The sequence below is a fragment of the Mesorhizobium amorphae CCNWGS0123 genome (assembly GCF_001686985.1).
GTDB lineage: Bacteria > Pseudomonadota > Alphaproteobacteria > Rhizobiales > Rhizobiaceae > Mesorhizobium > Mesorhizobium amorphae.
The window spans coordinates 2,133,096-2,158,752 of record NZ_CP015318.1 but is presented as its reverse complement, the minus strand read 5'-3'; the positions used below and the strand labels follow the sequence as shown (position 1 = coordinate 2,158,752).

Sequence of the window (25,657 nt, the reverse complement as noted above, 5' to 3'; positions counted from 1 at the left end):
TCCGACAAGAGAGCGTGACGCAGCGAAAGTGGAACACTAAAGAAGGAGCCTCCAATGTCAGACAAGAGCAGCAGCACTACCTTTCGACCGACGCGTCGTCAGGCGCTTGGAATGGCAATCGCCGGTGCCGCCGGCCTAACCATGCCAGGCCTGACGGGAGCAGGCAGGGCCTTTGCGGCAACGCCGCCGAGCGAGCCCAAGGGACAGGTGATCGTCGGCTTTTCCCAGGAGCCCACCGTCTTCAACCCGCACCTGATACATATCGAAGTCGACGAGGGCATCCACTTCAGCGTCTTCGATCCGCTTTTCGGCGTCGATCCCAAGGGCAATTTCTTCCCCGCGCTCGCCAAGGAGGTGCCGACCGTCGAAAACGGCGGCATCTCTGCCGACGGGCTCGAGTGGCACGTCAAGCTGCGCGACGACGTGAAGTGGCATGATGGACAGCCGTTCACCGCCGAGGACGTCAAGTTCACGCTCGAACTGCTGGTCGACCCGAAGTTTCTCAGCTGGCGACGCGCCGGCCACGAACTTGTCCAGGACCTGACTGTCGTCTCGCCAACCGAGATCAAATGGAAGATGAAGGAGCCTTACGCGCCCTACCCGTCGATCCTGGCCGCGACCTTCATCGTTCCCAAACATGTGCTAGGTGCGGCCGAGGACAAGAACACCGCGCCGTTCAACAATGCCCCGATCGGGACCGGGCCGTTCAAATGGGTGAAGCGCATGGCCGGCGACCACATCGAACTGGCCGCGAACACCGACTACTTCGCCGAAGGTCCCTACCTGAAGAGCCTGATCTACAAGTACATTCCGGACCTGACCGTGCTCTACACCCAGTTCAAGACCGGTGACATCGACGTCATCGGCCTGCAGTGGATCACCGCCGACCACTATGAGGAAGCCAAGGCGTTGAGCAGCACCGCGGTCGCCGTCATTCCCGCCGCCACGATCGAGTCGCTCAGCTTCAACATGGAGCGCCCGCAGTTCAAGGAACTCGCCGTTCGCCAGGCGCTGTACCATGCGCTGGACAAGAAGACGATCATCGACGCCCTCTACTACGGGCTGCCGACCCCGACCGAAACCTACATGCCGCAGCAGTCCTTCTACTACAATCCGGATCTGCCGAAGCAGGAATACGATTTGGACAAGGCAAAGAAACTGCTGGACGACGCCGGCTGGGTTCCCGGCGGGGACGGCATCCGCGTCAAGAACGGTGTCCGCCTCTCGTTCAAGAACTCGACCACGGCGGGCAATCATATCCGCGAACAGGCGCAGCAGTTCATCCAGCAATCGTATCGCGACATCGGTGTCGAGGTGGAGATCTCCAACCTGCCGCCGGCGGTGATGTGGGGCGACTACTGGATGAAGTCGGAATTCGATTCCGTCGTCGTCGGCATCAACTTCCTGACCGGCTCCGATCCCGACACTTCGGACTACCTCAGCTCGAAGTCGATTCCCGCCAAGGGCGGCGGCGGCCAGAATACCTGGCAGTATGTCAGCCCGGAGGTGGACAAGCTGCTTGAAACCGGCGGTGTCGAATTCGTGCCGGAGAAGCGCAAACAGGCTTACCTGAAAATCCAGGAGGCCGTGCGCAATGACCTGCCATTCCTGCCGATGTTCCAATACGCGACGGTCCGCGGACACAAGTCCGGTGTCGAAGGCGTCGTGCCGAACATCAATGTGCGCATCGACTCCTGGGACGTGGCCACCTGGTACTGGGCATAGAAGCACAGAAGAGGCCGGGCCGGCATGACCGGCTCGGCCTTGGTGGCCGACAAGGGCGCTTCTGGCGCGAATGTATCCGACGGACAGCAAAACGGAGACAACCGGCATGCTTCGCTATCTGCTGGGACGCTTCTGGCAAAGCCTCGTCCTGCTCCTGCTGGTTTCGGTGATCGGCTTTGCCGTCCTGAACCTGGCTCCGGGCGGACCGCTCTCGCAATTCACCCTGACACCAGGGATGACGCAGGCCGACCTCGATCGCATCGCCTCGCAAATGGGGCTCGATCGACCGCTTCCTGTCCAGTACATCGACTGGCTGGCACACCTGCTTCGCGGCGACTGGGGGCGTTCCTACCGGGACGGCAGGCCTGTACTCGACATCATCTGGGAGCACCTTGTCGCGACATTGCTGCTGATGGGCGTGTCGACCGCGATCGCCATTCTTGTCGGCAGCTGGATCGGAGTACTGGGCGCGCTCAGGCGATATTCGATCTTCGACTATGCCGCGACGGTCGGCGCGATGGTGGCGCTGTCGATCCCGACATTCTGGTTCGGGTTGATCGCGATCTACATCTTCTCGCTGCGGCTCAGATGGCTGCCGGCCGGCAACATGTACACGATCGGCGATGGCTCGCTCGGCGATTACGCGATCCATCTCATCATGCCGAGCGTCGTTCTTGCGCTGGTCAATATCGCCGTGTGGAGCCGCTACATGCGCACCGCGACCCTCGACGTCATCAGCCAGGATTTCGTTCGAACGGCCCGGGCCAAGGGGCTGAGTTCCCGACGCGTGTTGCTTCGCCATATCCTCGGCAACGCCCTGCTGCCGATGATCACCCTGCTGGGGCTGCAGCTACCGACAATACTGGGTGGCGCATTGGTGACGGAAACGGTCTTTACCTGGCCCGGCATGGGGCGGCTGTTCCTCGATAGTCTCGGCTACAGCGACTACCCCGTCGTGATGGGCCTGCTGATGATGTCCGCGGTCCTCGTCCTGGTCGGCAATCTGGCCGCGGACCTCACCGTCGCATTCGTCGATCCGCGCATTCGATTGAGCTGAGGAACGAAGAGATGACCCAGTCGGATTTCCTCATCCCCACCCACACCAGTCAACGCTGGTGGCATAGCCGCAGCGTGCGCCGATTTGCCCGTCATCGACTGGCGATGTTTGGCCTGGTGATGATCATCGTCCTGGTCCTCGCCTGCGTCTTCGGACCTTGGCTGCTGCCCTTCGACGATCTCTACATCGACCTGCGTGGCCGGTTCTCGCCGCCATTCACGGGCTATCATTTCTTCGGCACCGATCCGCTTGGCCGTGACATCGCGGCACGCCTGTTCATGGCCGGCCGCATTTCGCTGCTGGTCGGCTTCGCCGCGATGGTCATCAGCACCGTCTTCGGAACCGTGCTCGGGATCGCCGCCGGCTTCTTCGGCGGCCGCATCGGCACGGTGCTGATGCGTTTCGTCGACGCGATGCTGTCCTTCCCCAACATCTTCCTGCTGCTGGCGATGGCGGCCTTCATCAAGCCGAGCCCAATCATGATCACCCTGATCATCGCGGCAACGAGCTGGATGGAAATCGCGCGCATCGTCGAGGCGGAAGTGCGTTCGCTGCGCGAACGCGACTTCGTCGTCGCCGCCCGCATGCTCGGGCTCAGCAACAGCCACATCATGTTTCGCGAGCTGCTGCCCAATGCGATCGGCCCGATCATCGTCGCGGCCACGCTCACCGTTGCCCGCGCCATCCTTCTGGAAGCCTATGTCAGCTTCCTCGGCTACGGCATCCAGCCGCCGTTGCCGAGCTGGGGAAACATGCTGAACGGCGCCCAGCAATATCTCGATAGCGCGCCGTGGCTGGCAATCGTTCCCGGCGCCGCCATCACCCTGGCGGTCACCAGTTTCAACTTCATCGGTGACGGATTGCGCGATGCGCTCGACGCGCGAAGCGACATGCTGTGAGGCCTCCCGGCATGGCAAGGTTTTCGCCGTTTGAAGTCTCGCTCTGGTATGCGACCGCGGCGCCGCCGCCAAAGACCGGCCCGCTGCAAGGACGCAGGCGGGCCGATGTCTGCATCGTGGGCGGCGGCTACACCGGGTTGACCACCGCACTCGACCTTGCCCGCGACGGCATCGACGTGGTTCTGCTCGAAGCGCAGGAGATCGGCTTCGGCGGCTCGGGGCGCAATGCCGGCCACTGCACGCCAACCTTCACCCACTACAGCCTGCCAGAACTGCGTGCCATGCTGGGCGAGCCATGGGCCGAAAGGCTGATCGCCCGGCAGACCGGGGCCAACAGTCAGGTCGCGGGGATGATCGAGCGCTACGCCATCGACTGCGAATGGCAGCAGAACGGCTACGTCATGGGCGCGCTCACGCCCGGCGGCGTCGGCAGGCTCGAAGCAAAGGCGCAGCAGTACAATGCGGTCGGCGCCAAGACGCGGGTGCTCGACAGGCAGGCGAGCGAGGAGATGACCGGCAGCCCGCGATATCATGGCGGCTGGTTTCATGCCGAGGCTGGTCACCTCAATCCATTGGGATATGCAAGAGGCCTGGCCCGCGCGGTCATGGAGGAAGGAGGCACGATCCACACGGGCTCGCCGGTCCGCGATGTCGTGCGGCAGGATGGTGCCTGGGCAGTGCATGCCGGCGAAGGAACCGTCGTCGCCGACAAGGTCATCTTTGCGACCGGCGCCTACACCGTCGACGGATGGCCCGGCCTCGACCGGAGCTACAAGATGCAGAAGGTCTTCGTTGCCGCCACCCAACCGCTGACCGCCAGCGAACGCCAAACCATCCTGCCGCGCAACACGACGATGCATGACGGCCGCGGCGACATCTTCGTCTACAAATACAACGCCGAGGGACGCATCGTCGCCTCGATGTTTCCGATGGGCCGGCGCGGAAGCGACATGGCGTTCACCCACCGCCTCATGTCCGATCGCCTGCGCTGGCTCCATCCGCAGCTCGGCAGCGATCTGAGATGGGAGTACTTCTGGTTCGGCGAGCTGGACATGCAGAAGCGCACCATCCCGCGTCTCTACCAACTCGCGCCGGGCGTCGTCGCGCTGACTGGCCTGTCCGGCCGCGGCGTGCCGACCGGAAGCATGCTTGGCGGCATACTGGGCGAATGGGCGAAGGGGGTCCCGGAAAAAGACCTGGCGCTGAAGCTCGAGCCGCTGCGACGCGCACCCTTCTTCATGTCCTTCGCTCCCGCCGCCATGTTGCGATACTATCGCGTTTCGGACTGGATCCGGGCAAAGGCCAGCGGGTCTCCACTCCCACCCCACGCTTAGCAAACCGTTTTCTCAGATAACAACGCCCGATCGTCAAGGTCGGTCGGCTCGCCATAGATCGTGTCCGGCCCGAGCCGGTAGAGGCCTTTCTTGAAGCGGGGCGACACGGCGATTGTGACTGCGACCGCCGGCACATGGGCAACACTGGGACGGCATCAGCGGGACTGGCAGCAGCCAGGCACGACGTTACGCGAACGCTTCGCGCGGCCGATTGGGTTGTGGGCTTGCTGTATGCAATGCGATTTGCGAGAAGCGGCGATGCTTGACCAATTGCAAAATAGCGGTATCGCAGTTCTGAACGACGCGCCGATAGGCAGGCATGCAACAATCATCATTGTTGGTGTCCCGCGATCCGGCACAACGATGGTGGCCAAAGCCTTAGGGGCCCTCGGGGTTTATCTCGGCGCCGATCTTGACGAAGCGATCCAAGAAGATTTGCGGCTGGCAAAAGCTATCGAGGATACCCCCGCCGACATCTCACTGGTTATTGAGGCCTACAACAGCGCTCATGATGTCTGGGCATTCAAGCGCCCAACCGCTTACCAGACCCTTGACGCGTCCTGGTTCCGCAACCCTCGTTTCATCATACCGTTTCGGGATCCTGTGGCGATCGCAAAGCGGGAAGAAATCTCCATGGTTTTCGATTTTCGCGATCAGTTGCGGCGAGCCGCCTTGTGGTCAATAGACCTTGCGGATTTTACCCTTCGACAAACGGCCCCGTTGATGCTTGTCTCCTATGAGAAGGCGCTGCTAAAGCCAGAACGCTTCGTGGATGAACTTGCCCAATTCTCTGGAATAGATGCTAGCGAGGCGATGCGGAGGGCGGCATCGATAGTGGTCAAGCCAAGTCCGGCCGATTACGTCAAGGGCTCCCAGGTGCGGCTTTCGCAAGCAGCCATATCTGACGTGGCAGTGATCCTCCCCTTTTACAACGGATCGAAGTACGTCCGCCGAGCGGTGGAGAGCGTCCAGCGGCAGTCGTTGGCGCCGGCTGAATTCGTGGTGGTCAATGACGGCTCCAAGCCGGAGGAAGCAGAGTTCCTTCATGCACTTGCCGAGGAGCTGGGTTTCAGGGTCGTCGATCAAAAAAATGGGGGGCAAGGCGCGGCCCGCAATGCTGGTGTTGCCGCCACTGTGTCACCGTACATTTGCCTGCTTGATCAAGACGATTTCTTTCTTCCCGATCACATTGAGGTTCTTCGAGCCGCGGTCCAGGACAATGAGCGTTTTGGATGGGCCTATGCTGATCTCATGGAAGCCGATGGTGATGGGAATATTGTACGCAGCACCGTGATCAAGGCGCACAGTTCGCATCCCAAGGCCGACATCTTCAATATGCTCTCAGGGGACATGTTTGTCCTGCCTTCCGCATCGATAATCAGCCGAGCAGCATTCAAGGCAGTTCAGGGCTTTGACCCGCAATTCATGGGGTACGAGGACGACGACCTCTTCCTCAGAATGTTCCGGGCTGGCTTTACCAACACCTTTATCGATCGCGCCGTCACGGTTTGGTGCATCAACTCCGAAAGCACATCCTATAGCATTCGCATGAGCAGAAGCCGCTGGCGCTTCCTGAAGAAGGTCTATCAGACGTTCCCGAGCGACCCGGTCCGAAGCCGGTACGTGTTGCGCGATGTGCTGGTACCTCGCTTCAATCCATCGATCGTTGGCGAGGCATTCCAGGCCGTTGCCAGGCCGAACAGTGTCCGGGGTCGCACGCTGGCACCACACGCCGACGAATTGATCTCGATTCTCCGAGATTACAAAGACCTTGTCTTGCGGGAGCCGTGGGTCAGTAGCGGCACCAAATGCAAAATCTTTGTGAGAGCCATACTCATCTCCACAAGATCTCGACTTCTCAATGAGGCCGCCCAATTTTGCGCTGCTGCATTTCGATGGGTCCGAGGACGATGATTGGTCGGCTAATAATGTTCACACTCGGCGCCATTTTCGGCGTGGCGTCTCTGTAGCCAGCGACCGCCCCTGCTACCGAGAAGCCGAGCGACGGGAACCGCTATGAGCGCGTGTTGCACCTCAGGCTGGGAAGTGATAGCGCCCGGCATGGCCGCTGTGAGTTTTTAGACTGTCATTGCGCCATATCAGTTGAGCGGCCAGCATGGCATCCGGAAGCGCACGACAGAGGATTGAGGGACTTGGTCGATCTCAACACCCACATTGCGAATGCTGCGCGTGATCGGAACTCCCCGCGAGTCGTCGCGGTCCTTACAACACGGAACGAAGAACGGTTCATCGCCGGATGTCTCGAGAACCTCTTTCGTCAAGGCGTGCAGGTCTACGTCTGCGACAATCAGTCGACGGACCGAACGCTTGAGATTGCCCAGCGCTACAGCGGGGCCGGACTGATAGGATTCGAAAGCATCCCGCATAGCGGCTGGTATCGCTGGGAGCACCTTCTTCGTCGCAAGGAGGAACTGTTTCAGTCGCTCGAAGCGGACTGGTTCATGCATGTTGACGCTGACGAGATCCACCTTCCGCCGACTTCATACGCATCGTTGGTCTCCGCCATTGCGGCTGCCGACGCACTCGGCAGCAACGCGATCGAGTTTTCCGAGTTCACGTTCATTCCTACCAGGGAAGCCCCCAATCACGACAATCCCGATTATCAACACACGCTGCGCACCTACTACCCGTTCCGGCCGACCTCCCCACACTGCGTCCGTGCGTACAAGAAACAGGACGGCCCCATGGAGATTGCGTGGTCAGGCGGCCATCTCGTACGCTTCGGGGGTCCGGTGAGGCTCTACCCCGAGCGTTTTCGCATGAAGCATTATCTGTTCCTGAGCGCAGAGCACGCCGCGCGCAAGTATGTTGGCCGCCGGTACCTGAGCGAGGAGGTCATTGGTCGTGGTTGGCACGGATGGCGACCCCGCTTGCGATCAGAGGATATCCGGCTGCCGGACGCCACCAAGGTGCGCGCCACTGCGACGGACGACGATCTGGACGAGGCCAATCCATGGTCGGCGCACTGGCTTGAGCGGTACGCCTCGTGAGCGATGCACACCTCCCCCGCATCCTGGCGATCGCGGACCGACCCGGCTGGGCGATCGATCGCAAGACCCAAAATCTCCGGCGCGTGCTGAAAGGAAGGTTCGAGATCGTCGAACGATTTCAGCATGATGTGACTGAGTCCGACGTGAACGCGGCGGACATCGTGCTCATCTACTATTGGTTCCAACTCGCGAAGCTGCCCCTGCCGGAATCGGTCCTCGCCCGGCGGTCTGACAGACTGCTCATCGGGATCTGCAGCCACAGAGAGCTGGAGGGCGAGTTCCGCGAGCCTGGCCTCGCTGCCCTGCACCGGCTGGCGCGCGCTGTGTTTGTCAACAATCGGCAGCTCGAACACGAATACGCTCCTCTCCTGCGTGTTCCGGTCCACTACACGCCCAATGGAGTCGACACGACATTCTTTTGTCCCCCACAAGAGCCAAAACCCTATTCTGGCGAACTCCGCGTCGGATGGGCGGGAAGCCTGAGCAACCATGGTCCGGCACATCGCGGCTTCCACGACGTCATCGAGACCGCGGTCGCTGCCGTGCCGGGCGTGCGGCTGCTGACTGCGGTTCGGGAGCAACACTGGCGTAGCCATGACGAGATGCTCGACTTCTATCGGGAGCTCGACGTTTATGTCTGCGCCAGTCGCAGCGAAGGCACTCCCAATCCCTGCTTGGAGGCGGCGGCGTGCGGTGTCCCCTTGGTGACGACCCGTGTGGGAACCATGCCCGAGCTGATCCGGGATGGCGACAACGGGCTGTTCTTCGATGGAACAGCGGAAGGGCTTGCGAACAAGCTCGCTTTGTTGCGGGACACGCCATCGCTCCGGTCGCGGATGGCCGCCCGCATGCTCGAGACGATCCGAGAGTGGGATTGGGGCGTGCTGGCGGAGAACTACGCGCACATGTTTGCCTCGTTGCTTAATGCGGGCGGGGAGGTCGGGCCTGAGATGTACGGCTTCAGACGTGCCCTGCCGGGCCTGACCTTTGCAGCGCCGATGGTGAATAGAATGACGCGTAAATCGTTGTTTTTTCTGCGTAAAATTACGAAGAAGCACTCCTAGTACGCCCTACTCCCACTCGATTGTTCACGGCCCTGCTAACTAACGATGTAGGTTTTGGCCGACTTGTCGATCATCGGCTGATGCTTTGTCTATGTTGGCGCGAGTGCATGTCCCGCCCCTCGATTTCGTCGGCAGAAATATCCTTGCCGTTTTGCAAGACCGGTCCATATTCATTGAATCGGGAGTTCCGTTGTATTGGCCATGAAAAGTCTGTCCGTCGCCTTTCTTGTCGGGATGGCAGTTTGCGCCACGAGCGCCGCCGATGCGCGACCGGACACGCGCGTGATGACCTGCGAACAGACGCAGGCCCTGATCAAAAGCCATCGCTCGATGGTTCTGACCACCGGCCGCAACACCTACGATCGATACGTCCGCCAGTTCGGCAACGAATGCGACTGGCCGGACGTGCCGATCGCCGCCTCGGTCCCGACACGCGACGGTCAATGCCGCGTCTATCACTGTGAGGAACCGACCTTCAATCGATCCCCTTGAGATTTGCCTCACCCTCACGCCGTCCGTGAGTCTATCGCTCGGGCGCAGGGCAACACGATCCCCTGCGGCAAGACCTCAGGCTGCTCCGGGATTGGATGTGAGCGGCTTGGGGACGGCCTGAATGCCGTGTTCCTGAAATGCCTGGTGCACGGCGATCAAAGCGGCGCGGCGGATCATGAAGTTTCTGCCCGCTTTCGCCTTGAATTTGGCCCGGATGACCAGCGTGCCGTCCTCAACCTCGGCAATTCCCTGGCTCTTGAACGGCTCGAGCATATCTGCGGCAAGTTCCGGGTTGGCCGACATTTCCTGGCCGATCTTCTTGAAAATCTTGCGGACTTTTTCGACATCGGTGTTGAATGCGACGCGAAAGACCAGTTTCTCGATCATCCAGTCGCGGCTGAAATTCTGGATCTTGCCAATCTCGCCATAGGGAATTGTCGCCAAGGCACCGCGCTGATGGCGCAGGGAAACCGACCGAACCGAGATTTTTTCCACGGTCCCCTTGGCGCCTGACGTTTCGATGTATTCGCCGAAGCGGAATGCATCGTCGATCAGGAAAAACAGCCCGGAGACCACGTCCTTCACCAGAGTCTGCGAGCCGAAGCCGATGGCCAGCCCGAACACGCTCAAGCCGGCGATCAGCGGCCAGACATTGACCCCGATCGACACCAGGATCGAGAGCAGCGCCAAGGCCAGAATGCTCGATTTGCCGACCGCGCTGATCAGCGGCACCAGCGTGCCCAGCCGTGAACGCGGCGCACCCAGCGCCTCCTCGTCACCACTTACGGCGGGCAACTCCGCGCGCAAGGCGCGAGCCGTCGCTGTGCCGACCACGTTCCACAGAAACGCCGCCACCAACATGATCAGCGCCACACCGGATGCGCCCTTGGCGACCTCTCGCAGATCTATGCCGAATCCGGCAGCCAGCGGTGTCGCCCATAGCGTTCCCAGCATGGCAATCATGATAGCCACGACGGTGAAGCGGGCGGTCTGTCGCCCCGCCGCCGCCAAGATCGAGATGTCAGGAGACTCCAATCCGCGCTGCGCCCAGTTCCCGATCATTGCGTCGAGATGCGGCGCGGCGAGAAACACCAACCCGGTCAGCAGAACGGCCGACCCACGAAGCGATGCTCCCAGGGTCAGCGCGGCCTGAGTGCTGAGAAAGGTGATTATCAGGAACGCGATCACGATCGCCGGCCACATTTTGGCGAGAAGGGTTCGCCAGCGGCCTCTGGGGCGCGGACCGGCGACGGCGACTGCCATTGTGCGTCTGTGACGCCATACCGCCCATGCAAACAGAAGGTAGATCGGAATTCCCAAGCCTGTTCGCAGCAGATCCCCCAAGGCCGGCCCGACGCTCCAGAGCCGCAACGTCCCGAGCAGCGCAACGCTGATGATCGCCAAGCCAATGGCAAGCGAGAGGTCGCGCACGAGCGCCGCCAGATGGACGGAGCGCTCCGCGAACTCGCTTCGCCGCGATGCCATCAAGAGTGATCTGACGGCGGCGAGGATGATGAAGCCGAGCACGGTCGCCACCGTCCAAAGGCGAAGGGTTTGCAAAGGCACGCCAGAACCGGCCAGCAGCCGCGCAGCAATGAAACCGATCACCAGCGCCACCACAGTAGCCGCCACGCCCGCGAAGAATCTGCGCCATGCACTACTTGTGGCACTCGCCTTCCTGAGCCGCCGGGCGAGCAGGATGAACACGCTCGCGACGAGCAAGACAACCAACACAATCTCGAACAGGAGCGCGAGGAGCGATGTTCCCCCGGCCACAAGCGAGGCCCTCAGGCTTTCAAGCTCGACGGGGACGTCGCCCAAGGCGGCAAACCGCCCGAACAGTCCGGAGACGAAGCGCTCGGCGAGCTGTTCGAAGCCCGAAATCAACGAAGTAATGTCCGGTTCCGCCGTCGTGTCCACGATTTCTCCCCCCTTCAGCGCCTCGGCCGATGTCTCGCTATCCAGCGCCCGACCGTCGAACAATTCAAGCTTTTATGCCCTTTTGCCCCGCACGACATACCATCGCTAGCTGGGAGGCATCGCAACCAGGAAGCCACTGGCCAGCAGATATTCATAAAGATGCCGTAGCGGCGGTGCCGGACGCAACTGATCGGCCGTTATCCATTTGCCGCTGCCGTCAACCTCCCATCTGCGTCCCGGTTCGGTCTTGAGCAGGTGAAGCAACTCCTCGCGAGGGCATGGATAGGCCAGCACGCGCACGTCGGAGCCGAAAAGCCGCGCGATACCCTCGAGCAGGCGCCCCTCCAGATGCTGATATCTCACATCGTCGAAAATCCGCATCAAGGCTGGCAGCGGCACGGCAAAGCGCAACGGGGCCTGCGTATATCGACGTACGAATGCGGTGGCGCGGTACAACTGGCGATGCCGCGTCATCATCGCTGCACCCTTGCCCATTGCAGGCAGCGACGCATCAGAATCGACGACCATCAGACGCAAGTCGATCACATCCTTCACCTCAGGATTGCCAGCAACCTCACGGCGGAGCGTTGCCAGGCACGCCGCAATCGCTTCCGGTGAAAGGTTGTCGTGCGAGTCGCTCACCAACGGCACGATGGCCACAGACTTTTTATACAGAAATTCGTTGGCAGCGACGGCCGCACCATCACCGTCCAGCGTCACCGCCTCAGCCCGGCCGCCGCGTGCCAAGGCCGTATGCAGCTTGCGCATGTCGCAACCCGAGAACGCGCTGCCTCGCATCACGATCTGATCAATTTCGAGGCGATCATTTGCAAGGTTATCGAACATCCTTGCAGGCAAATCTCCGGGCGCTGCCCGCTCATTCAGCAGCGCATGCAGCAGGTTCACACCCAGAATGCCCACCGCCTCCTGCTGAAGCAGGTTGGCATTGTCGCGAAGGTTTGCGTGTAGCAGAATGTCGCTCGCCTCCGCCCGCGGTTGATCCTGAAAGCGGACGCCGATCCAGCCGTGGCAATCGTTGGTGCCCGCAAAGTTGCGGGCGGCGATGGTATCGGCGAAAGCGAACAAGCGCGTGTCTTTGCCGCGGGCATCACCGACCTGTTGCACAAGCGATTTCCATTCAAAATCGAGCATCGCCTCAAGCCGCGGCCCGGACACGTAGCGCGTTCCAGAGCCGTAAAGGTCGTCGCTCACTTTCTTGTCGTAGGCTGAGACGGTCTTGGCTACCGTGCCCGACGCGGCGCCAACGCGCAGAAACCATCGCGCCACCTCCTGACCCGCGCCGATCTCGGCGAACGAGCCGAAACTCGTCGCATCGAGATTGACCTCCAGCGCCTTCTGATACGTATGAACAACGTTATCATCAGATCGATCGGTCACATCGGTAGTGGCAGACTGATGCATGGGGCCTCTTCGCTTGAAAGGAAGTTGCGCTTCACACTGCCCTCAACGCTAGTGCAAATTGGTCCGTCCGGCCAGTTGCTCGCTCTCCACCAATCGGCACACCTATTGTAAATCAGTGCCCTGGTATGCCCGGCGTGTTCATCTCGAAAAATGGCAACGCCAGAAATGCCTTCGCAACAAGAGCATTGGGCCAGAAGTGTTCGGCGATGCAAAAATAACCACTGCGCTCGAAGCGTACCACCAATGCGAGATCAGCGAGACGCCTCCGTTAACGCTTCGATCCCACCAGCGAGGCCCTTCCCAGATCAATAGCCAAGGCGGGGAGACGGCACACCAATCCGGATCAATCTCGAAAAATCCGGCGAAAGGCCTGACTTCCGCGCACGGTCGTCTATGTGGGACAACTCCCTCAAGGTCGATAGCGGCACACGGGTGTCGAGTGCACCGCGGTCATATGCATAGTCGGGAAGATAGCCGTTGACGATCAGGCGCCAGTCGAAAGGAACTGCGTCACCGACCGCCCGCATCATCTTGACAATCGTGGTCGTGCAGTTGGTCGTGATCGAATTGTAAAACTCCGGTGTCGTGGAAAGAGCATTCGCGTCCGACAGGTACTCGAGCAGAAGTGCCCGGCCCGCATCCGGCGACGCTTTCAGTCGATAGATCTGGACATCCTCTCCCCGAACATTTGACCTGACGCCGACCACGTCTCGCTCGTCGGCCGCGATAATGACCAGGGGATTGCTCTTGAACAGGTCGGCTATGGGCGAAAACTCGCCACCAACACGACGCCGCACCTCAATCGACCAAGCAAGATACTCACCACCGGAGAAGCCAAAGCTCATGATGACATGGGCCATTTTAGGTCCAGCCCAATAAGACATGAAGAGGTCGACGGTCTGAAGGTTGGAGAGGTCGTAGGTCCGCGTTGTCCAGCGTTCGGTGAAATCGGTGTCGCTACGCCATTCAAAGTCGCGCACGTCTTTCAGCGTCAGCAGATTTCCGTCGCGGGTGCCGGTTACCTGACGGGCGACATCTGGCGCCCAGTCGGTCTCGCCCAAAGGCTTGATGGTGCTCCACCAAACCAGAACCGCAGTGAACGCAGCGAGAAACAGGACAAACGCCCTGATACGAAAACGGCTGAAGAGCGCGACAACGATGGCGAGGCCAAACAAGATGAAAAGGGCGCTGGCCACAGCCCGAACAGGCTCTGCCGCAGGCAGGCGATACCACATGGCAAATCCGGCCCAGGCAGTCAAAATTGCAATGGCCAGCGACAGGATTATGGCGAGCGAAATTCGAGCGATGCTACGCATCATTCCCCCATCCAGCCATACGGGAACAGCAGAAAGGTTGCTTCAGGGGCGGCCGGGTTCATTCGCTGCCGTCCGAATGCCATTCTCACGCAACGTTCGAAGCAACTTCGAGATGGGGCATCAATAGGCCTCGCTGCCACCCTGGCCCGGAATCATCAATTCTTGCAGCCCTTCGAAGTCGCGCGCAACGTGCAACCCTTGTTGGGATTGTTGGCGGCCAGGCTGCTAGGAGTGCCGGTTAAACTCTCAACCTGATTGCCATAGTTTTCCCTGGTGTTCTGATCGATCGCTGCAACAGGTGCTGAAATCACCAACCCTGCAGCACTGCCCGCTGCCGCCGCCGCACCTGTCGTCGCTTGCACGATCGTGTCGCCAAGGCCGACCCTGCTGTCGGTCATGGTCTGGCCGCCGGCCATCCGTTTTCCGATCAGCTGCACGATCTGCGGCGACGACGCGAACTTGCCGTGATGCAAACGATCACCGGATTTGACTTTCGTCAGATCGATGACGACCACATTGTTGCTCGCCAGTTCTTCCTTGTATGGAGCTTGTTCCGGATCAATCGATCCGAGCCGCGGGATATTGCCCCAGACCCGTCGCGAAACTTTGAGCGCGCGATCGTCCTGCGAGACAAAGAGGGTGAACTGCGGATGCTGTTTGCCCATGTCGGCAATCTGCGTCCGGAACACATCGACATCGACGTCCGGTGCCGCCAGCATGACGTTCTTGAATTTCGCCGGGAGGCCGCCATTGCGGATGGCCATCTGGCGCAGGGATTCCAGTGCAAGCCAGTTGCCCATCGAATGAGCGAGGATCGAAACCTCTTTTACCTCGCGATCGTGAGCGAGATACTGGAACAGCGTCTCGAGCGCATCTCGCGTGTAGTTGGTGCTCTCGCGATCGTAGCCATAGGCCAGCGTACTGCCTCGGGAAGGCCATGTGACCAGGATCGGAGCGCTGTCGGTGCCGGTATCCTTTGCGATCTGTGCAAAGCGATAAAGGGAGTCTTCGAAGCGGTTGTTGAAGCCATGGATGAACACCAGCACGCTGTGGTCCGGGCTCTTCCTGACAGCGGCGCGTAGCCAGTCCTTCGCACCCTCCCGTGTTATTTCTTCGGCTTTCACAACAGCGAAATCGGTTGCCGGGTTTGACGGCAGCTTCTTGGGCCATGCGACCTCGCCGACCTTGCGCACCGATGCCGGAGGGATCGACACCGTAACGTCCGCGAACGAGGGGGCTATCCCGCGCTCGCCGGTATACATCTCGGCGGGATTGGCGGAGCGAGCGCGGGTCGTCGTCACCAGCATCTCTACCTTGCTGGACGACGGGGAGGTATCGGCCACCGGCAACAAGACATTCGTCGGGCGGGACGCGCAGCCGAAAAGCAGGCCGACCAATGCAAATGCGAGCAATGCGTTGGTGGCACGCCCGACTTTCAATTTGCTTGTAACGCCGGCTCTCAAAGCGCCCCCAAGTGTGCAACCTCAACAAGGTGGTTAGTACCGCCCTGTTGCTGACCGATCAGTCGATACAGATTGCCACGATAGTGACACCGAGAACTGATTGGCATGCCGCTCCACACTGCCAAATGAAGTATCGGAATCCTCTGTTTTGCGCAACTGCTGGCGTGTGTCGCAACGTTTCGCCTGGGAGCGCAGCAGGGCCGACGGCGGCGACGAGCGACTTCCACATTTTACAATATCAGTGCTTCCACACCGCCTCTGTTGCTTTTCGCAAGGCTTTCCCGCCCGTTGCAATGAGCGATCCCAGCCACTTCCTGCTGGCGGATGAACTCAGGGCCGGGATAGGCGACAGGAGCAATGGTTTCAGTTTGACGCTAGTCATCTGTCAGCTGCCATTTCTCACCGGGATTGAATTGCTTTATGGCGCCGGCCACAGCCTCCGTTTTCGGGCCAAGGTCGGCTTGGTAGACGATGCCTTGATGATTGACCGCAAAGGTGTGAACGCCTGTCTCGGCATATTTCACAGGCCAGGCCAGAAGCGCGAAACCCGCGATCATGTTGCCGTTGATGACATAGTTGTAGGCGCCGCCGGCGATATTTTTGCCCTGACCATTCAGTATGCGGAAGCGATAACCAAAATAGCCATCGCCTTTCTTGGCCTTGTCGAGAGCTGCCTGGTTGATGAAGTCGCCTGCCGGACTAATGCCATTGGCTTCGTCGGACGGCCAATATAGTCCATCGGTCAGGCCCTCGCTGCTGGCCAGCTTCTGGGCATACTCCAGCACGCCATCGCCATCGCGGTCTTCCGAGGCGTAATCACGTTGAGCGTCGACGTAGGCACGGACCGTTTCGATTGCCGCGATCTCATTTTCGCCGACGCGCCGGTTGATGATCTCTTCTATGCCAGCATAGGTATCGAATGCCCATTTGCCGTCTTTGCCCTTCACGATAGGGAACGGCAGGGGCCATAGCTTGTCGCCAATGTCGAGTTCCTTGCGGTCGCCAAGATCACGCACGATCACCGTCTTGGCAGCACCTTGCTTGATCTGCGCGTAGGTATCCATCACGCCTTCGCCTGACCGCAGCTTCGCGGCATCCAGCCCAAGCAATGCCGCCAGTCCGTCGAAATCGTCCTTCGCCAGGACCGATTTGAATGCTTCCACCGCCGCTGAGGGATCATCGAAAAGCGGCGGATCGTTCTTGGTCACGTAGTCAGTGAGGCTCTGCTCCTCCTGCGCGCTGACAAAACTTGCAGAACCCGCGCCAATGCCCAAGATCATTCCGACACCGAGCAGCGAACGTAGAACAAGACTCCGGACGCACGTTTTCATGGTCGGTTTTCCTCTCGCCAAAAGTTTTAACGCCTGCGCCCGCCACCGCCCTGCCTGCCACCGCCCTGCCTGATCATCTTGTGGCCGCCGCCGCCGCTGCTGCGAATTCCGCCTCCCATGCTCCTCGCACCGCGGTTGGAGGCAATCTGCTGGCGTTTTCCGGAGCTGACGTTGCCAAGGCCCGAAGGCTTCCTCGGCCTGTTGTCCACCCTCATTGCCGGCTTCGGCTTGCCAACCGCGCGATTGATTTTCCCCGACGCCTTGGCGGCAGGGCGGTCATTCTTTCGTGCCGAAGCAATTGGCTTGGTGTTGGTTGGCTTTTTGAAATCCGGCCTTGACCCCGGCGGCCGGTTTTTCAAACCCTCTCTGATTTCGCGTTGGCGAACGTCCTTCACCTTGCCGGACTTTCCGGCCAGTGTGCTCATCCGGTCCTTTTTAAGATCGGACGCCTTGTTGCGCATACTGTTGCGATCGTTCGTTTTGACCCGGTCGCGCATGCTCGTTTTGTCGAAGTTGGCGAACTGGTTCCTGTCGAAATTCAGTTTCGAACGGTCGACGTTCTTCCAATCGACGTCGTTGAGATTGATCTTGCCGTTTATGTTGTTGTTGTAGCAATTGTTGCAGTCGATATCGATATCGTTGCCGTCCCAACGGCCGCCCCAAACACCCCAGTCGTCCCAATCAACTGCCGCAGCCCAGATTGCGCCAGTGACGACGCCCGCAAAATAGGGCGCGTTGGGATAGTAGTAGCTCGGGTAGGGGTCGGGATAATAGGAGATCGGCGCAACCGGATAGTCGGTGGCATAGAGCATTTCCGGCTCATACCGTGGAACATAGATCGTGTCCGTGCTGGCGGACCGGATGACGACATTGTCGTTCTCCTCGACAACCTTGATCTTGTCGTCGGACTTGATCACACCCTTGGCCACAGCTGTGTCGCGCAACTGCTGGATGGCTACCAGCACGTCTTTTTGCTGATATGTCAGTGCGTCGCCAAGCGCCTGGGTCCACTCCAGATCGTCACTCATCATCTTGACGATCTCGGGATAGTTGAGCAGTGAGATGACGCTGCCGTCCCAACTTTCCTTCGGTTTCAGGCTTGGCTTCTTGGCGACCTGATCCAAGAACCGGCTCGCTTCCACGATCTGCAGTGGATAGAGCGCCGCTTCGGAAATGACTGCGACAAGTTCGTCGGGGTAGAGTGCGATACGCGCTACCAGGACTTCGAGTTCATCCTCGTCGAGCGGTTCGGGAGCTTGGGTTGCCGCCGCGCTATCGGCAGCAGCGACCTGATCCTGAGCAACCGCGAAAGAGATCTGACTGGAGCAGATCAAGATCGCGATCATGGCCACTGCGCCAGCATGCCAGCGCGGAAACTGGACCTGCATTGTCATCCTCCCAGGTTGTGTCAACCCGGTTGTCAGCGACGTCGCGTCGCCAAGCCCAGGGCGCTGTTCTTGCCTTGGTGCAACGTTGGCGCATTACCTGCCGATGCGGAAGGTAAGTAACTGTATGCTACGTGCGGGCTTGGGAGACCCGGCGAGCAGATCAGTCGATGTCGAGGCTATCGTTCGGATCGAATGTCCCCGTCAAATAGCAGTGTTCGAAGGCGCGGCGCAGATGGCCGCTGGATCCCAACCATCAGATCTCATTGGGCTTCGAAGGAGGCAACCCGATCGGCGACTTCGACGGTGAACGGTCAGGCCATAAAAGGAAAATACACACGACCCGAGCGGTCACGAGCACCTTATGTCAGCAACCTGTCTTCAACTCTGCGCCTTGGTCCTGGCCAAAGCAACGCCGCCATGAAGATCGTATAGGCGATGGCCACCAGTATGTAGTTGACCCGCGTGGCAAAGGATTCCGCTGCCGATCCCGGCAACGGCGAGACGCCCGTTCCGAACAGGATGAGGAAGATTGTAAGCGCGCCCGCGTAGAGCTTGGCGGCAGGGTTGTTCAGCGCGGCGCGACCGCCAAACACGAGGCCGGCGAGCAGCACCAGCACAAACAGCGTGGGAGTGGTGGGACGAACCTGCAGCAATGCGAACGCAAAGGATGCGACCACGCCTCCGAGGAGATTGACCATCACGAGGCCGAACGCCGCCCTTGCGCTTGCGATGACGTCGAGCTGCGACAACAGTGATGCGACAGTGATCGGAATGACGATCGCCGTGGCGAGGCCGTCCCGTGTCAGGCAAGCGAGCACGGCGACCAGCAGAATGATGGCATTGGCGGCGGCATAGCGCGTAGCGCGCGGGTTTGCAGCAGGAGCCGGGGCTTGAACATCGGCCCTGCCTCGGTCGGGTATGACTGCATGGGCAATCCACATCAGGACCGCTCCGCTGACCACGCCCTGTACAAGGATCGAAAGAATGGAATCGCCGAGATCGCGGTTGAGCACGGTCAGCAGCGGCACCATCACGCCGACCACCAGGACAAGAAAGATCGCTCCGCCGCCCTTGCCGTTCGCCTGCAGGTAGAAACAGACAAAATAGACGAGCCCGAGCAGCAGCAGCAGCACCGGCGGCCGGTCGCCCGTCAGTACCGCGACGGCTTGCAGAAGCGCGCCGGCGACAACAATGAGGATCGCCATTCCCAAGGCCTGTTTCAGCTGCAGCGGGCGGGAACTGGAGATCAGGAACTGCGCCGCGAACAATGGTCCCAGAAAGGGGATGATGGCCCCCGACAGAACCGACCATGTGAAGCCGACGGCGACGGCCAGCGCGATGCGCAGACCCTTGCGCCTGGCATTGGCGTGCGCAAGCTCGCCGTCAGCTGACATAGGTCAGGACCGACAACACACGCATCCAGATACGGCCGATCGCGTTGGTCACCGGATTGTCGCCGGTATAGATCACCACGTTCGCCTGCGACCCGTAGCGCACGCCCTTGGGCCTGCCCTCGTCGAGGATCAGCCGGACCGGAAAGCTCTGTGGCGTTCTGATCCATCCGCTTTCGGTGGAGATCTTCGGCAGCCCGGTCTTGGGGTCGACACTTCCCTGGGCAACGCCCATCCCGACGCTCTCGACCGTCGCGCCGAAAACCTGGCCGGGCAAGAGGTCGAACAACACGTCCGCGCGGTTGCCGGCGGCGACGTTCTCGAGGCTGTTCTCCTTGAACGCCGCGGTGATCCACACCGTGCCGACGTCGATGAAGGTGATGGCGCTCTGGCCGGCGCCGACAACGCCTCCGACGGAAAGTTGCAGGTTGGTGACGACGCCCTCGGCCGGCGCCAGGACCGTGGTGCGCAAGAGATCAAGCTGTGCGCGTTCAAGCGCTGCGAGCGCTTCCTTCAACTGCGGATTGTCGGCGCCGGCAGGCCCAAGCTCTTCCTGAGCCTGCTTGAGGTCCGCTTCCGCGGCGACGACCGAGGCATTTGCCTGGTCCACCGCCGCCTTCGCCTCGTCATACTTCGCCTTGGCATAGACGCCGCGCTTGACCAACTCCATGGCCCGGTTGGCCTGCTCCTGGACGTTGTCGCGAACTGCCCTTGCTTCCACAAGGCGTGCCTGGACGGCATCGACGGAGGCTGTCGAAGCGCCGATCGTCTGGCCTACCCGGGCAAGCCGAGCTTCAGCCTCCGCGACGGCCAGCTGGTATTGCTGCGGATCGATACGAAACAGCACCTGGCCAGGCTTCACGCCGCTGTTGTCGGCCACGCCCACTTCGATGACCCGGCCGGTGACCTCCGGCGCGATGCCTACGACATAGGCGCTGACCGTCGCCTGCGATGAAGAAGGCGTGCGCCTTTCCATGAAGACGGCTGTCACAAACAGCAAGCAAGCCAACAGCAGCACGCCAAGCGCGACCCGACGCAACGGGTTGCCCTTTGTCGTCTGCGTATCCGCGCCGTCAACGGCGTTGTCTTGAGAGGTCCCGGTCGCGTCGGACGCCATGGCATCTTCTCCCAGTCAGACTAATATCGCGCCATGGGCGGATGCTTGCTTGATTGTCAGCTTCGGCCCGGAAAATCGCGCAAGGATAACCTGCGACGAAGGCACGAGTTAAGCGACCCCTCATCGTGTCCACACTATACACAGTCTCCAGATGGTTCCAGTCAACCGGGGGTAAGTTACATGTTGAAGCTGCCACATTTTCGGATTTGCTAGACAATCCGTCTCGGATAACCGACAAATTCCTCACACTGGCAGTGTTGTCGAGATCGAGGGACCTTCCGATGGATTTCGCAGTCATTGATGCCGCTCTCGTGACGAAACTTCTCCTGCTCCTGCTGATTGGCATGGGACCGAAGATCGCGCTGGTGCCATTTCTGGAAAAGACCCAGAAGTTCGACGCCGAAACCAAGGTCAAGATAGGCCGCCAGATGGTCTTGACGGCCCTTGTTACGGCTTTGATCCTTTTTGCCACCGGCGCTCTGCTGATGAGGCTACTTCATATCACTGGCGGTGCGGTTGCGGTCGCTGGCGGCATTATCCTGGCGCTCCTCGCGATCAAGATGGCCTCTGGACCGACCGAGAAGCACGGGGAGGATTTGGGCCTGCCGGTGGACCCGGAGGAGATTGCGATTTTTCCCCTCGCTATTCCCTACTTGCTCAACCCCGTCGGCATCACGGTCGTAATCATTGCCTCCGGCGAAGTCGTCTCGGTTGCAAGTGCGGCGCTCGTTGCGGTGCTCATCCTGCTCGTTGCCGCATTTGACTACCTGGTGTTCACCAATACCGACGCGCTGGCGAAGCGAATGAAGCCGGCCAGTCTTATCGTCTCGGAGGTTGTCTTCGGCATTCTTCTGACCGCGGTTGCCGTCCAACTGGTCGTTACCGGATTGGTCAAACTTGGGATCATCACCGCGAGCGTCGCACACTGATTTCGCGCTCGCCATACCGCCATGAATGATACCGCCACTATTGTTGCCGACACGCACCAGAAGGCGCTGCAGGTCAATCTCGATGCGACGAGTTTCGGTTCGTTCGCCGAGATCGGCGCGGGTCAGGAAGTGGCGCGATGGTTCTGCTTGTTGGCGCCGCGTCAGTGACGCAGAGCGGATCAGACAGGCTCGACTGATTTGACGTTGCCATCCGTATCCACCAGACAGCTTGTCTTCTTGCCGCCTGCATCGAGTTCGACCTGATAGGTTTTGGAATCGATCTTGCTCGAGGAAACCGGAAGGATCTTGGCGCTGTCGACGCCGCTCGCCTTGGCGACTGCGTTGGCGCAAAGAAGCTGAATATCCGCTGGAGCGGTCTCAACCTGGGTCCTCGACATCTGCTCCGGAGCCGGCGGCGGCGTGCTGACGCAAGCGCTCAAGGTCAGCGCCAAGGAAGCAAGAGCTACGGCCAGGATCGAACTTCTCACTGCACGTTTTGCCGACATTGCTTGTCCCTCCGAATGCCGCTTCAAACACCCTTGTAAAGGGCCGCCCCCTGCATGAGAACGATGACCTTGGCGCCAACCTTGACGCGCGACGCGAGGTCGGTGATGTCGTCGTTCCTCATCCGAATACACCCTGACGACACGTCGAGCCCGATCGTCCAGGGCTCCGGCGTGCCGTGTATCCGATAGATCGTATCCTGATCGCCCTCGTAGAGATAAAGAGCTCTGGCGCCGAGCGGATTGTCTGGGCCTCCCGGCATGCCTGCGGCATGTTTGAGCGCATTCGGATCACGGGCGACCATTTCGGCCGGAGGCGTCCAGGTCGGCCATTCCGCCATGCGGCCGACGCGCACGATACCGGCCCAGCCAAAGCCTTCCCGACCGACGCCGATGCCGTAGCGCATGGCCTGCTGGCCGGACTGCACGAGGTATAGAAAATGCTTGTTGCCGTCGATGATGATCGTGCCGGGCACTTCCGCGGTGCGGAACTTGACCATCTGCGGACGGAACGCCTCCGGCACCTCCTTGTGGGCGGCGTAGTATTTTCGCGCTTTCTTCTTGTCGTAGTCGACCCACTTGTGGGTCTGCGGATCGAATACCTGCGTCTGAGCGGCATACACCAGTGTCGCGCCGATCGCGGTCATGACCAGCGCTGCGCCAAGAACCAGGCGGCGCCCAGCCATTCCGCGACCATTGCTTTTTGGAGTGCCGGACCGGTCTGCGAGCGAAAGGGTCATGTTCGTCCCCGTCCCTATTTCGACCAGGCGTTCAGCCGGTCTTGATGATTTGCAACCCAGTCCTGCGCGTACTTGGCGGGATCCTGCCGGTCGACCTGCAATGCGTAGCTCATCTCGGTGACCTCCTCCGGGGTGAAGTCGATACGGGAGAGGAAGGCCGCCACCTTCGGCAGGCGCGTTGCCGTCGACGACGCAAAGCCGATGTAGAAATGCGATGCGTCCCACGCCACCGGCGCCTCCGATTTCGACAGCCAGTCAGGGTCGTCGCTCGGCATCACGATGTGCCACTTGGCGGGATCGTGTTTCGGCTCGGTCAATTCGACGATATCGTGGAGCTTGAACATGTGGTGCGGACTGTAGCAGTAGAATGCCATCGGTTGCCCGGTTGCCGCGGCCGCATCGACTGCAGCCATTGCCATCTCTTCCGGCATTTGCAGGAGCGTCATCGTTTTTTCATAACCGTAGCTCCTGGCCCGGATCTTCTCGATGCTCGTCGACGACCAGCCCAGCGCACCGATCCACATTTCGCCCTTGCCGTCGCCATCGGTATCGAACACAGCCGCCTTTTTCGGATCCGCCAGATCTGCAATGTCCTTGACGCCATATTGGTCCGCGGTCTCGCGCATGACGCAGATACCTTGCGTGGCCGGCACACCCTTGGGACTGAGGTCCACGGTCTTGCGCCCGTCGACGTATTTCTTGACGAGTGAATCGAGATTGGGAAGCCAGACTTCGGGAAAGACGTCGACCTCCCCGGTATCCATTCCTGCGAATGCCGTCATGCCGCCCATCTCGCGCACGTCGGCGTCGAGATTGAGTTTCTGCTTGATGCCGTACTTGATGATATTGGCCGCCGCCTGGCCCGACGGCCAGTTCGGCATTCCGATGAGGAGATCCGCCGCATGGGACCGGCTATGTACCGCCAGCATCGTCAATGCGGCCAGCGACACTTTCAGCAGATGCTGACGAAATCGACTGTCCATTTTCTCCCCCCTGCGTCGGGACTGAAAAGAACCGTGGCGGCAACGAGAGGACCCCGATTTGCCACAGAACCGGCACATCACCGCCGAGACCGCTTTGTCTGCCAGTCGGCGTTCCATCCCGTTATTCGTTCGTGTTGTCCCAAGATTATCGGACGGAGCCGGCAACGGAACGTAAGTTACGTGGAGGTCAGGCAACTTTCTGACCGCGAAACCTTTCGAAGCAAGGTCGAATGTCCTCGCGCAAAGCCATTAAAGGCCGGACTCGCATCGGCGGCTTAATATTGAGCTGTGTCGATCACATAGAAAGTCGGTCAAGGGCGGCGCCCTGCCCGGTACGACGACAGCTAGTAACAGTTGCCGGAATCCGCTTCCCTGGGCGAGCATGGGCGATAGGACCTGTTTGAGTGATAGGCGTTGCCGTAGTAGCGGTCGCCGTAATACCGGTCGTGGTAATACGGTTCGACATAATACCGATCGCCGTAGTACGGATCGCCGTAATAGGGACCCCCGTAGTAGTCACCGCTTCGGTAATAGCCGCCGTAGTAGCCATTGTTGTTGGCGATCACGCTGCCGAGCAACGCTCCGGCGACAAATGCGCCGGCGGGGGCCCAGAAGTCGTTGTGCCGGTGATAGCGGCGGTAGCCGCGATAGCCCCTGTACCAGCCATCCCGAACCTGGACGACATCGGAATGCGCGCCTTGTGCCCTGGGCACGAAGATCGGGGCGGCATCAACTGGAACAGCGCTCGAAAGTGCAAAAGTTGCGACCAGGGCGGTCGCTATGCCTGACTGGAACATCATGATCGCGTCCTCGCTGGTGGCAATGCTTACCGTATGCGAAACGTCGTCATTAACTGCGTGAAACGTCTTCAATCCAAAATTGTTCCAGGCGTCCGCAAATTGCCTCAAGCCGCTCCAGGCAAGGCCGCCCCGACCATCGGCACCTTGTAACGGAGTGAATTTGGTCGGCCTGAATTATCTGGTGCGGCCGGATGCAGAGGAATGGTCTTCCTTTGCCCTGCCTAGCCGTTCTATTTCGAGCGAATAACAAAACAGACTGAACAGAACCAGCAGGACTTCCAACAGCTTGACTGCTCCCTGAATGAAGGAAGGGAATTGATCGAGTTCCGGCACGTGGCGGAAAAAGAAGACCGAAAACAAAGCGCCGCCAAAGAAGAAGCTGACCCGGCTGGCAAACAGGAACAGGTGCCTCACCAAGGCATTGCGGAACGGTGCGGGGACCGCAACCCAGCGAAACCTGACCCAGTAACAGGCCTGCAGAACAAGCGCACCACCGGCCACCGCAACCTGCTGATAAGGGCTGATGTCCTGTGGTTCTCCCAATTGCGTGATCACCTGCCGGAAGATCGGAAAAATCGTCAAATACAAGAACGTCACCGCAGCAGTCTCAACGACCATCAACATGACGTAGCGGATGTTGTTGTTCTTCACTGCGTGGCGCCCTTGGTCGTACGGCCACCGACCATGCTGCTCCCGGTGGAAAATGCAACTTCACGTATCGGCGAAGCGCAGTATCGTGGGACAGCCTTCTTTCGGAGCGGGTTGGATCAAA

At 60.2% G+C, this 25,657-nt stretch carries 23 protein-coding genes; 10 read left to right on the top strand and 13 right to left on the bottom strand.

The genetic code is table 11. The features are described from left to right. The first annotated feature begins 54 nt into the window (after window positions 1-54). From A6B35_RS10030 to A6B35_RS09995, 8 genes are all read left to right on the top strand, one after another. On the top strand, window positions 55-1,725 hold the full coding sequence (locus A6B35_RS10030) for a peptide ABC transporter substrate-binding protein (RefSeq protein WP_040583285.1): 1,671 nt from the start codon (window positions 55-57) through the stop codon (window positions 1,723-1,725). A 106-nt stretch (window positions 1,726-1,831) separates the two neighbouring features. Further along, on the top strand, window positions 1,832-2,782 hold the full coding sequence (locus tag A6B35_RS10025; RefSeq protein ID WP_040583295.1) for an ABC transporter permease: 951 nt from the start codon (window positions 1,832-1,834) through the stop codon (window positions 2,780-2,782). 11 nt (window positions 2,783-2,793) lie between these two features. Further along, entirely contained in the window at window positions 2,794-3,681 is an 888-nt protein-coding gene (locus tag A6B35_RS10020) for an ABC transporter permease (protein ID WP_050900768.1), read from the top strand. Window positions 3,682-3,692: 11 nt separating this feature from the next. Beyond that, window positions 3,693-5,015 (top strand): NAD(P)/FAD-dependent oxidoreductase, encoded by a 1,323-nt coding sequence (locus A6B35_RS10015; RefSeq protein ID WP_006203932.1) that lies wholly within the window; start codon window positions 3,693-3,695, stop codon window positions 5,013-5,015. Between the two features lie 90 nt (window positions 5,016-5,105). Next, window positions 5,106-6,929 (top strand): glycosyltransferase, encoded by a 1,824-nt coding sequence (locus A6B35_RS36430; protein WP_202799454.1) that lies wholly within the window; start codon window positions 5,106-5,108, stop codon window positions 6,927-6,929. A 239-nt stretch (window positions 6,930-7,168) separates the two neighbouring features. Next, a complete protein-coding gene (locus A6B35_RS10005) occupies window positions 7,169-8,026 on the top strand; it encodes a glycosyltransferase family 2 protein (RefSeq protein ID WP_244425971.1) in 858 nt (285 codons plus the stop codon). Beyond that, complete coding sequence (locus A6B35_RS10000) at window positions 8,023-9,090, top strand: glycosyltransferase family 4 protein (RefSeq protein ID WP_006203935.1); 1,068 nt, start codon at window positions 8,023-8,025, stop codon at window positions 9,088-9,090. The genes A6B35_RS10005 and A6B35_RS10000 overlap by 4 nt, the downstream gene beginning before the upstream one ends. 201 nt (window positions 9,091-9,291) lie before the next feature. After that, the gene (locus tag A6B35_RS09995; protein WP_006203936.1) at window positions 9,292-9,582 is read left to right on the top strand and encodes a hypothetical protein; all 291 of its coding nucleotides are present in this window, start codon (window positions 9,292-9,294) and stop codon (window positions 9,580-9,582) included. Window positions 9,583-9,657: 75 nt separating this feature from the next. On the opposite strand, the gene A6B35_RS09990 is transcribed toward A6B35_RS09995, so the two are convergent. The 8 genes from A6B35_RS09990 to A6B35_RS09955 form a co-directional block, all read right to left on the bottom strand. After that, window positions 9,658-11,565, bottom strand: a complete 1,908-nt coding sequence (locus A6B35_RS09990) for a mechanosensitive ion channel domain-containing protein (protein ID WP_006203937.1) — start codon at window positions 11,563-11,565, stop codon at window positions 9,658-9,660. Between the two features lie 42 nt (window positions 11,566-11,607). Beyond that, a complete protein-coding gene (locus tag A6B35_RS09985) occupies window positions 11,608-12,924 on the bottom strand; it encodes a hypothetical protein (protein WP_006203938.1) in 1,317 nt (438 codons plus the stop codon). 305 nt (window positions 12,925-13,229) lie between these two features. Further along, window positions 13,230-14,243, bottom strand: coding sequence for an Lnb N-terminal periplasmic domain-containing protein (locus A6B35_RS09980; protein WP_040583287.1), 1,014 nt, complete (start codon window positions 14,241-14,243; stop codon window positions 13,230-13,232). Between the two features lie 152 nt (window positions 14,244-14,395). After that, window positions 14,396-15,679 carry an alpha/beta hydrolase gene (locus A6B35_RS09975; RefSeq protein WP_006203940.1) on the bottom strand — a complete coding sequence of 428 codons (1,284 nt, stop codon included), beginning with the start codon at window positions 15,677-15,679 and terminating at the stop codon, window positions 14,396-14,398. Between the two features lie 398 nt (window positions 15,680-16,077). After that, the gene (locus A6B35_RS09970; protein WP_006203941.1) at window positions 16,078-17,034 is read right to left on the bottom strand and encodes a DUF2950 domain-containing protein; all 957 of its coding nucleotides are present in this window, start codon (window positions 17,032-17,034) and stop codon (window positions 16,078-16,080) included. Between the two features lie 26 nt (window positions 17,035-17,060). Further along, window positions 17,061-18,422, bottom strand: a complete 1,362-nt coding sequence (locus A6B35_RS09965; RefSeq protein ID WP_006203942.1) for a DUF3300 domain-containing protein — start codon at window positions 18,420-18,422, stop codon at window positions 17,061-17,063. Window positions 18,423-18,781: 359 nt separating this feature from the next. Next, complete coding sequence (locus A6B35_RS09960) at window positions 18,782-19,816, bottom strand: DUF2955 domain-containing protein (RefSeq protein ID WP_006203943.1); 1,035 nt, start codon at window positions 19,814-19,816, stop codon at window positions 18,782-18,784. After that, a complete protein-coding gene (locus A6B35_RS09955) occupies window positions 19,806-20,930 on the bottom strand; it encodes an HlyD family secretion protein (RefSeq protein ID WP_006203944.1) in 1,125 nt (374 codons plus the stop codon). The genes A6B35_RS09960 and A6B35_RS09955 overlap by 11 nt, the downstream gene beginning before the upstream one ends. Window positions 20,931-21,211: 281 nt before the next feature. Here A6B35_RS09955 and A6B35_RS09950 point away from each other — a divergent pair, with 281 nt between their 5' ends. Both A6B35_RS09950 and A6B35_RS35480 read left to right on the top strand, forming a co-directional pair. Continuing rightward, window positions 21,212-21,859, top strand: coding sequence for a MarC family protein (locus A6B35_RS09950; protein WP_006203945.1), 648 nt, complete (start codon window positions 21,212-21,214; stop codon window positions 21,857-21,859). Between the two features lie 21 nt (window positions 21,860-21,880). Further along, window positions 21,881-22,027 (top strand): hypothetical protein, encoded by a 147-nt coding sequence (locus A6B35_RS35480; RefSeq protein WP_006203946.1) that lies wholly within the window; start codon window positions 21,881-21,883, stop codon window positions 22,025-22,027. An 11-nt stretch (window positions 22,028-22,038) separates the two neighbouring features. On the opposite strand, the gene A6B35_RS09945 is transcribed toward A6B35_RS35480, so the two are convergent. From A6B35_RS09945 to A6B35_RS09925, 5 genes are all read right to left on the bottom strand, one after another. Then, window positions 22,039-22,311, bottom strand: coding sequence for a hypothetical protein (locus tag A6B35_RS09945; protein ID WP_244897082.1), 273 nt, complete (start codon window positions 22,309-22,311; stop codon window positions 22,039-22,041). A gap of 77 nt (window positions 22,312-22,388) precedes the next feature. After that, a complete protein-coding gene (locus A6B35_RS09940; protein WP_244425977.1) occupies window positions 22,389-23,009 on the bottom strand; it encodes a L,D-transpeptidase in 621 nt (206 codons plus the stop codon). 107 nt (window positions 23,010-23,116) lie between these two features. Then, window positions 23,117-24,085 carry an ABC transporter substrate-binding protein gene (locus A6B35_RS09935; RefSeq protein ID WP_006203949.1) on the bottom strand — a complete coding sequence of 323 codons (969 nt, stop codon included), beginning with the start codon at window positions 24,083-24,085 and terminating at the stop codon, window positions 23,117-23,119. A gap of 344 nt (window positions 24,086-24,429) precedes the next feature. Continuing rightward, on the bottom strand, window positions 24,430-24,885 hold the full coding sequence (locus A6B35_RS09930; protein ID WP_006203951.1) for a hypothetical protein: 456 nt from the start codon (window positions 24,883-24,885) through the stop codon (window positions 24,430-24,432). A gap of 174 nt (window positions 24,886-25,059) precedes the next feature. Continuing rightward, on the bottom strand, window positions 25,060-25,536 hold the full coding sequence (locus tag A6B35_RS09925; RefSeq protein ID WP_006203953.1) for a hypothetical protein: 477 nt from the start codon (window positions 25,534-25,536) through the stop codon (window positions 25,060-25,062). Between the last annotated feature and the right edge of the window lie 121 nt (window positions 25,537-25,657).